Source organism: Kocuria sp. (assembly GCF_030536815.1).
GTDB classification, from domain to species: Bacteria; Actinomycetota; Actinomycetes; order Actinomycetales; family Micrococcaceae; genus Kocuria; species Kocuria gwangalliensis.
In genome coordinates, this window is sequence record NZ_JAUNPE010000110.1 from 1 (window position 1) to 7,331 (window position 7,331).

Consider the following 7,331-nt stretch of genomic DNA (forward strand, 5'->3'; position numbering starts at 1 on the left):
CCCGCGTTCGCGGCTCCGTGGGCTCCGACCCGCTGACCCCGGACACGTCCAAGACCCCGTCGCCGTTGGGGTGATTCAGAGCACGGCAACAGATAAGGGGCGGCTGCTCATCAACGATGCGCAGCCGCGCCTTATCTCAGTATTCAGGCCCCTGGCCGCTCCATTTAGCCATGATGAGTTGCTTGGCTTCGGATTCGGACAACCCGTCGATCTGCTCGTCGCTCAGTCTTAATTCCTCGCTCAGTGCGCGTTTGAGCCACGCAGGAAGCGAGCTGGGCGGTGAATGTTCTTCACTCACCGAGATGTCTTGGAAAAGTCGCCCCGTGCTACTGATAACGTCCGCCAGGGGCTTTGTCTCCGGCCCGCCGCGGGTTCGAAGTTGGGCGATCCGTTCCTTCATTTCTTCGTAGACCTCGGAATCTGAACGGACTCCTACCGCCCAGACTTCCGAAATTTCGAGAACTGTAGATCCCCCCGGCTCCTCCTTGACTCGCCACACAATTCTGTAGTGCCGATCACCGACCACGAGTTTTCGAAAACCCACCAGAGCCCCAAGAAGTGGTTCCCCCGCCAATGGCGAGCGTTCCAGTAGGAGCATCTTCTTGAACACTGCACGAAGGATCGACGGATCCTTCCTTTTCATGCGGAACAGATCAGTGACTGCGTCTTCGGTTAGCCGTACTACACAGCGTGAAGCTGGAAGGTTCACGACCGTGTTGAGCTGACGTCAGCAGCCAGCTCTGCTTCGAGCTCCTCGCGTGTAAAGCCGAAAGCCTCCAGAGCTTGGTCCAAGTCCGTACGAACCCCCGAATCCGTAGCGAAGCGAGCCATGACCAATGCCGCATCTCGGAGAGTATCCCGATCGCGACGAAGTTCCTCCATCTCGTCCGCAGAAACTACCTCGGCCACAACCCGCCCGTGCCGCGCCAAAGCAACATCGTGACCTTGTTCAGCTGAAGAAACCAAAGCAGATACGCCCGCGCGCGAAGCATCCGAAATCGACAAAGTACTCATGCGTCAAATATACACATATTTCTACATAGAATAAGCGTTCGGGGCAGCCGGGGAGCGAGTGCTCAGAACGGCAGCTCGATCTTGCGCTCCACCACCCGGCGGATCTCCTCGGAGTCCACTTCCGCCACCGTGGCCGGGGACCATTGCGGGTTCTTGTCCTTGTCCACCATCAGGGCGCGCACACCCTCCAGGAATTCCTCGGACTGCGCGGCCGCCGTGGCCATGCTGAGCTCGCGCTCGAGGCAGGAGCGCACGTCGTCGTCCTGGGCGCCCGCGTTGAGCAGCTCGAACACGCGAACCAGCGCCGTGGGGCTCATGCCGTCCAGGTCGCTCCCGGCGCGCTCGACGATCGCCTCGAGGGAATCACCGCCGTAGCTTTCCCGAACCTCATCCCACTTGACGATGATCTCCGAGGCCGGCGGTTCCTGACCGAACCTGTCGACCGCGGCGTCCACGCCGTCGGAAACGGTCAGCTTCACGAAAGCCTCAGCATCGGACGAGGAGATGTAGGTGTCCGCCAGACCCAGGGCAATGGCGTCGGCGCCGTTGAACCGGGCACCGGACAATCCCAGGTACCGGCCGAATTCCAGCGAGGTCTCGCGAGCGCCGTCGGCGGTCTCCCGGGAGACGCGCGGCAGGAAGTAGCTGGCGCCGATGTCCGTGAAGAAGCCGATTGCCGTCTCGGGCATGGCCATCTGGGTGGTGTCGGAGACAATGCGGTGCGAGCCGTGGACCGAGATGCCCATGCCGCCGCCCATCACAATGCCGTTCATCATGGCCACGTACGGCTTGGGGTATTCGGCAATCAGGTTGTCCATGGCGTACTCGGTGCCGAAGGTGTCCTCGACCTCGTCCGAGCGGCCATCCAGAGCGGCCTCGCGGACCTCCTTGATGTCACCGCCGGCGCACAGGGCCTTGGGCAGGGTGGACTGCATGATCACCTGTGTGATGGCCGGGTCCTTGGCCCAGTCCTGAAGGGCTCCGGCGATCTGGTGGTACATGGAACGGCTCAGCGCATTGAGTGCTTTCTCGCGCGTGAGCGTGAGCACTCCGGTGCCGCCCACGATTTCTGCCCGGACAAAATTCTCCTGAGATGTGGTCATGGTCACCACCCTATCGAGACCGGCCTCGGAGAACTCAGGATTCAAGTGCTTTACGCAGCGCGCCTAACAAGTCTTTGGCGCGGCGGTCCACGTTCTCCGCAATCATCTCGTTGGTGTGGAACGAGAACCCGATTCCGTAGTCCGGCCACGCACCGTGCAGGCACCCACCCGCCCCGGAATGCCCGTAGGCGCGCTCCACAGGACCGTACGTGTGGATGGGATCCTGCAGTTCGTACCCCAGGCCGAAACGCAGGGGGCGGTCGTTGACGGCATCCAGGCCTTCGGACCATGTGCGGGTGAACACCTCGCGCGTGGGTGCGGAAACCAACGCACCGGACTCAACGAGCGAATACGCCCGGGCAATCGAATCGGCCCCGCCGATCGCACCTCCGGACGCCAAACCGGCCGCGTGGAAGGCCCGCGAGTTGGCGGGAAGCTCATCCCCCATCAGTGCGTCGCCGTACATCCGATCCACGATCGCGCGGCGCTCTGGGTCACGCAAGAACGTGCTGATTGCGTAGCCGGGCGCGCGGAACACGGGCGCCACGCGAGGCTCCAGGGATTCCGGCAGCCCCAGGTAGAGATCCAGCCCGTAGGGTTCCACGATCCGCTCGGCCAGCAGTTGCCCCGCTCGCTTGCCGGTGATGCGCAGCGCAACGGCCTCCAGCAGGTACCCGAACGTCACGGCGTGATAGGCCACCTTGGATCCGGGCTCCCACACCGGCTTCTGCCGCGCCAGGATCTCGGAATGGGCGGTCAGGTTGAAAAAACTGTCCGTGGGATCCGGGTCCGTGTAAATCAAACCCACGGTGTGGTTGAGCACCTGCGCAACCGTGACGTTCTCCTTGCCCGCCGCGGCGAACTCGGGCCAGTACCGGGCCACGGGCGCGTTCACGTCCAACACACCATCGTCCACGAGCATGGCCGCCACCGTGGCCACGAGCCCCTTGGTTCCGGAGAACATCACGGCCAGGGTCTCGTCGGTCCACGGAGTCTCCACCGGGTCATCGGCAGACGCGCGCCGTTCCTGCGAACCGCCGTGCAGCCGCACCAGCGGCTCGCCGCCGCGGTACACACTGAACGACATACCACCGCATGCATTCCCCAAATGCTGCTCGAAGACCTCGCGGATCACCCGCCCCGTGGTACCGGGCAAGTGGGTTTCGGCAACCATAGCCTGTGCACTCTCAACGGTCATCGGTGACGTTTCCTTCCCGCTCGCGCTACAGCGTGGGCACGTGCTCCAGCAACGACTTGGTGTAGTCGTGGCGCGGGTTGCGCAGCACGTGATCCGTGGGCCCGTAATCGACCAGTCGCCCCTTCTCCAACACCGCGAGTTTATGCGCCACGTGCCGCGCCAGAGCGATGTTGTGCGTCACGAACAGCATGGCCAGCCCCCGATCGCGCTGTAGTTCCCGCAACAGTTCGATCACGGAAGCCTGCACGGACACGTCCAGCGCCGAGGTGATCTCATCGCAAATCAGCACCGACGGCGCATTCACCAGCGCACGCGCCACCGCCGCACGCTGCCGCTCACCACCGGAGAGTTCGCCCGGCCGGCGGTTGATGTAGCTACGCCCCAGCCGCACGGCGTCCAGGGCGTCGGCCACGGCGGCGCGCCGCTGCTTACGGGACATCCCGCCGCTCATTTCCAGCGGCACCTCGAGCGAGTCCCCAATGCTGCGGCGCGGATTCAGCGACGAGAACGGCGACTGGAAAATGTACTGGATCCGCCTCCGGTCCTCGTTGCTGCGCTTGCGCGTTCCGTGCGCGAGCACCTGGCCCGCCAACCGCACCTCGCCCGTGTACGCGCCGTTGAGGCCGGCGATACTGCGCGAGAGCGTGGTCTTACCCGAACCGGATTCACCCAACAGCATGGTGGTCTGACCTTCGGTCAGATCCAGATCGATGCCGTCCAGGATCACCGCCGGCCCGTACGCCAGCCGCAGGTCACGCACGGCGACCAATGGTTCGTTGACGGGCAACCGATCGGTCAACGACGTCGCACGGTCACGTTCGGCGCGCGCCTCACCCGGCCGGGCGGCGTCGTCGTCACGCCCGCTGTCCCACGGGGCGCGAATCGTGGCGCCGGGGCTGACGGGCGGGCCGCCGCCCATGTCCCGCTTGCCCTCGAGGTCCGGGACGGCTGCCAACAGTGTCTTGGTGTAGTCGTGGTCCGGGTGGTAGAGAACCTTCTCGGCGGGGCCGCGTTCAACGATCTCGCCGCGGAGCATGACCGCCACGCTGTTGGCGACCTGGGCGACCACGGCGAGGTCGTGGGTGATGTAGAGCCCGGCCACATCATGCTTGGTGGTCAACTCGTAGATCGTCTTGAGCACGAGGTCCTGGGTGGCCACGTCCAATCCGGTGGTGGGCTCATCCAGGATGATCACGGCGGGTCGGCACGCGAAGGCCATGGCAATGCCGATCCGCTGCTGCTGACCGCCCGACAGCTGATGGGGGTAGCGGCGCTGGTACTTCTTGGTGCTGGGCAGGCCGACTTCTTCGAGCACCTCGGCCACCCGTGCCTCGCGTTGCTTATTGTTGCGCCCGAACTCGTGGATGCGCAGCACCTCGTGGATCTGCTCCCCCACGCGCAGGGCACCGTTGAGTGAGAGCGCCGGATCCTGTGGGACGTAGGCGATCGTGCCGCCGCGCAACCTGCGCACCTGCTTTTCGGACAACGTCAGCAGGTCCATGTTCTGGTCGAAGAACCGGGAGGCGCCTTGATGGAGCTGAACCGAGCCACCACGCAGTTCCAAACCGGAACGCAAGTGGTTCATGCACGCCAGCGCGGCGGTGGTCTTACCGGAACCGGACTCACCGACCAGAGCGAGAATGCGCCCGGGCATGAGGTCGAAGTTGACGTCCTTGAGAATCAGCTCCCCGCCGTGGACGCCCAGGCTCAAATCGCGCACGGAAATGGCCGTGGCCACCGTGGCCTTGGGAACGGTCAGTGTGGTGGCCATTTACTTGTCCTTTCGCGCGGAACCGTTGGCGCGGCCCGCGGAGGCACCCGACACGGCGTCGGCAATGAGGTTGGTGCCCACGGTGAGAACGGCGATCGCGACGACCGGCAGGATCACACCCCACGGCTGGAGCGAGAGCGCAATGCGGTTCTCGTTGATCATCAGGCCCCAGTCCGCGGTGGGTGGCTGCATGCCCAGGCCCAGGAACGACAGCGACGCGACTGCGCCAATGGAGTAGGTCATGCGCAGACCCATCTCGACCATGAGCGGGCCCATGATGTTGGGGACCACGTCCCGGCCCAGGATCTTCCACTGCGGCACCGCATACATCTGGGAGGCGAGCACATAGTCCTCCGCGACCACACCGGAGGTGGCCGAGCGAATCACGCGAGCCACCCGCGGGGCGTGGGTGATGCCGATCACCACCACGAGCACCCAGCCCTGCGGGCCGAGCACGGTAATGGCGAGCATGGCGAAGACCAGTTGCGGGATGGCCAACAGCACGTCACCGGTGCGCATGATGGCCGAATCCAACCAACCACCGCGGAAGGCAGCGAGCATGCCGAGGACGGCCCCCAGTCCCACGCCCAGCAGCGTGGCCAGGGCCGAGTACAGCAGCAGCCGCCAACCACCCTCGAGGAACCGGGAGAGCACGTCGCGACCCAGGTTGTCCGTGCCGAAAATGTCGTACTGGAACGGTTTGCCCGCGTAAGAAGTGGGGCCGTAACCGGTCCACGCGGGCACCACGAACGGTCCCACAATGGCCACCAGGAGCACCAGCCCGGTCAGCACCAGGCCGAACTTGGCCTCCGGTTGGGAAAGAAACCGGCGGAAGAAGGAGACCGGACGAGTATCCCCGCGCGAGCCTGCCGGTTCGAAACTCGCCGCGGCTGGGGTGACGGGGGTTTCCGGCGTCACCGGTTGCTGGTTCTGCGCGCTCATTTGTTGGACTCCGTCCGCAGCTTGGGATTGGCCAGGATGCCGATCACATCCGCAATGAGGTTCACGATCACGTAGAACGCGGCAATGATCATGGACAGTGCTTGGACCACCTGCACGTCGCGGATCTGGACCGCGTCTACCATGGCCTGGCCCAGACCGGGATAGCGGAAGAGGAACTCGACCACCACAATGCCCCCGGCCAGCCACGCCAGTTGCATGGCCACGACCTGGGCGACCGGGCCGATCGCGTGGGGCAGCGCGTGCCTCATGATCACCTGGCGTTCGGGAACACCCTTGAGCCGAGCCATTTCCACATAGCCGGAATCGAGCACGTCCAGCATGGTGGTCCGGGTCATGCGGATCATGTACGGGACCACCACGAGCACCAGGGTCAGCGCGGGAAGCACCAACTGCAGCGGATAATCCCACACCCGGGTTCCCGGGGCCGCCATGGTCACGGAGGGCAGCAGCTGGAACACCGTGGTGGACAACAGCGTGGTCAGCGCAATACCGATCACGAACTCGGGCAACGCCGCCAACACGAGGGAGAAACCCGTCAGCGCGTGGTCGGTGGTGCGGCCGCGGCGCATGGCGGACCAGGTGCCGAGCAGCAGGCCCACCGGGATGGAGATGAGCGCGGCAATGATCATCAGCAGCACCGAGGCCGAGACCTTCTGCCCCAGCAGCTCATTGACCGAACCGCCCGTGGCCGCCGAGGTTCCCAGATCACCCACGAGCAGGCCACCCAGCCACGTGAAATACCGCTCGTACCAAGGGTCGTTGAGGTTGAGCTGTTCACGCAGTGCCGCGAGGCGTTCCGGTGTGGCCTGTTGACCGAGGATCGCCTGCGCCGGATCCCCGGGTAGCAGCAGGGTGAAGATAAAAACGAGCACGGAGACCGCAAGCAGCACGAAGATCGAGATGCCCAGGCGTTTGAGAATCATTCGTCCCACGGGTTACTCGCTTTCCTCGGAGATCCAGAGCAGACGGAACTGGAACCCGCTCACGGGCATGCCCGCGCGGTGTTCGATCGCCCCGCCCACGTACTTCTGGTACGCGTCTGCCTGATTGAAGAATCCCCACACGATGTAGCCGCCGTCATTGTGGAGCGTTTCCTGCGCCTGTGCCACCAGTCGGTTGCGTTCATCGTCGTCCAGGGTGGCGCGCGCCTGGTTGTACAGGGCGATGAATTCCGGATCCGACCAGTGCGTCTCGTTGAAGGGCGCGTCCGGGACCGTGCCATTGGCGGTCTGGGGCAGGAAATTTCGGGTGTACCAAAAGTCCTGGGAGAAGGGGTACTGCA

7 protein-coding genes and 1 pseudogene are annotated in these 7,331 nt (G+C 64.4%); all 8 read right to left on the reverse strand.

Annotation, left to right across the window (positions count from 1 at the left end; all coding sequences use genetic code 11):
• Positions 1-136: 136 nt before the first annotated feature.
• Positions 137-610, reverse strand: a complete 474-nt coding sequence (locus Q4E95_RS09710; RefSeq protein WP_368660325.1) for a type II toxin-antitoxin system RelE/ParE family toxin — start codon at positions 608-610, stop codon at positions 137-139.
• Between the two features lie 95 nt (positions 611-705).
• On the reverse strand, positions 706-1,014 hold the full coding sequence (locus tag Q4E95_RS09715) for a type II toxin-antitoxin system Phd/YefM family antitoxin (protein WP_303383119.1): 309 nt from the start codon (positions 1,012-1,014) through the stop codon (positions 706-708).
• 62 nt (positions 1,015-1,076) lie between these two features.
• A complete protein-coding gene (locus Q4E95_RS09720) occupies positions 1,077-2,117 on the reverse strand; it encodes an enoyl-CoA hydratase/isomerase family protein (protein WP_303383120.1) in 1,041 nt (346 codons plus the stop codon).
• Positions 2,118-2,151: 34 nt separating this feature from the next.
• Complete coding sequence (locus Q4E95_RS09725) at positions 2,152-3,315, reverse strand: serine hydrolase domain-containing protein (RefSeq protein ID WP_303383121.1); 1,164 nt, start codon at positions 3,313-3,315, stop codon at positions 2,152-2,154.
• Positions 3,316-3,340: 25 nt separating this feature from the next.
• Positions 3,341-5,086 carry an ABC transporter ATP-binding protein gene (locus tag Q4E95_RS09730; protein ID WP_303383122.1) on the reverse strand — a complete coding sequence of 582 codons (1,746 nt, stop codon included), beginning with the start codon at positions 5,084-5,086 and terminating at the stop codon, positions 3,341-3,343.
• A complete protein-coding gene (locus Q4E95_RS09735; RefSeq protein ID WP_303383123.1) occupies positions 5,087-6,028 on the reverse strand; it encodes an ABC transporter permease in 942 nt (313 codons plus the stop codon).
• On the reverse strand, positions 6,025-6,981 hold the full coding sequence (locus Q4E95_RS09740) for an ABC transporter permease (RefSeq protein ID WP_303383124.1): 957 nt from the start codon (positions 6,979-6,981) through the stop codon (positions 6,025-6,027). The genes Q4E95_RS09735 and Q4E95_RS09740 overlap by 4 nt, the downstream gene beginning before the upstream one ends.
• Positions 6,982-6,984: 3 nt before the next feature.
• A pseudogene (locus Q4E95_RS09745) lies at positions 6,985-7,331 on the reverse strand (peptide ABC transporter substrate-binding protein); the annotation flags it as partial.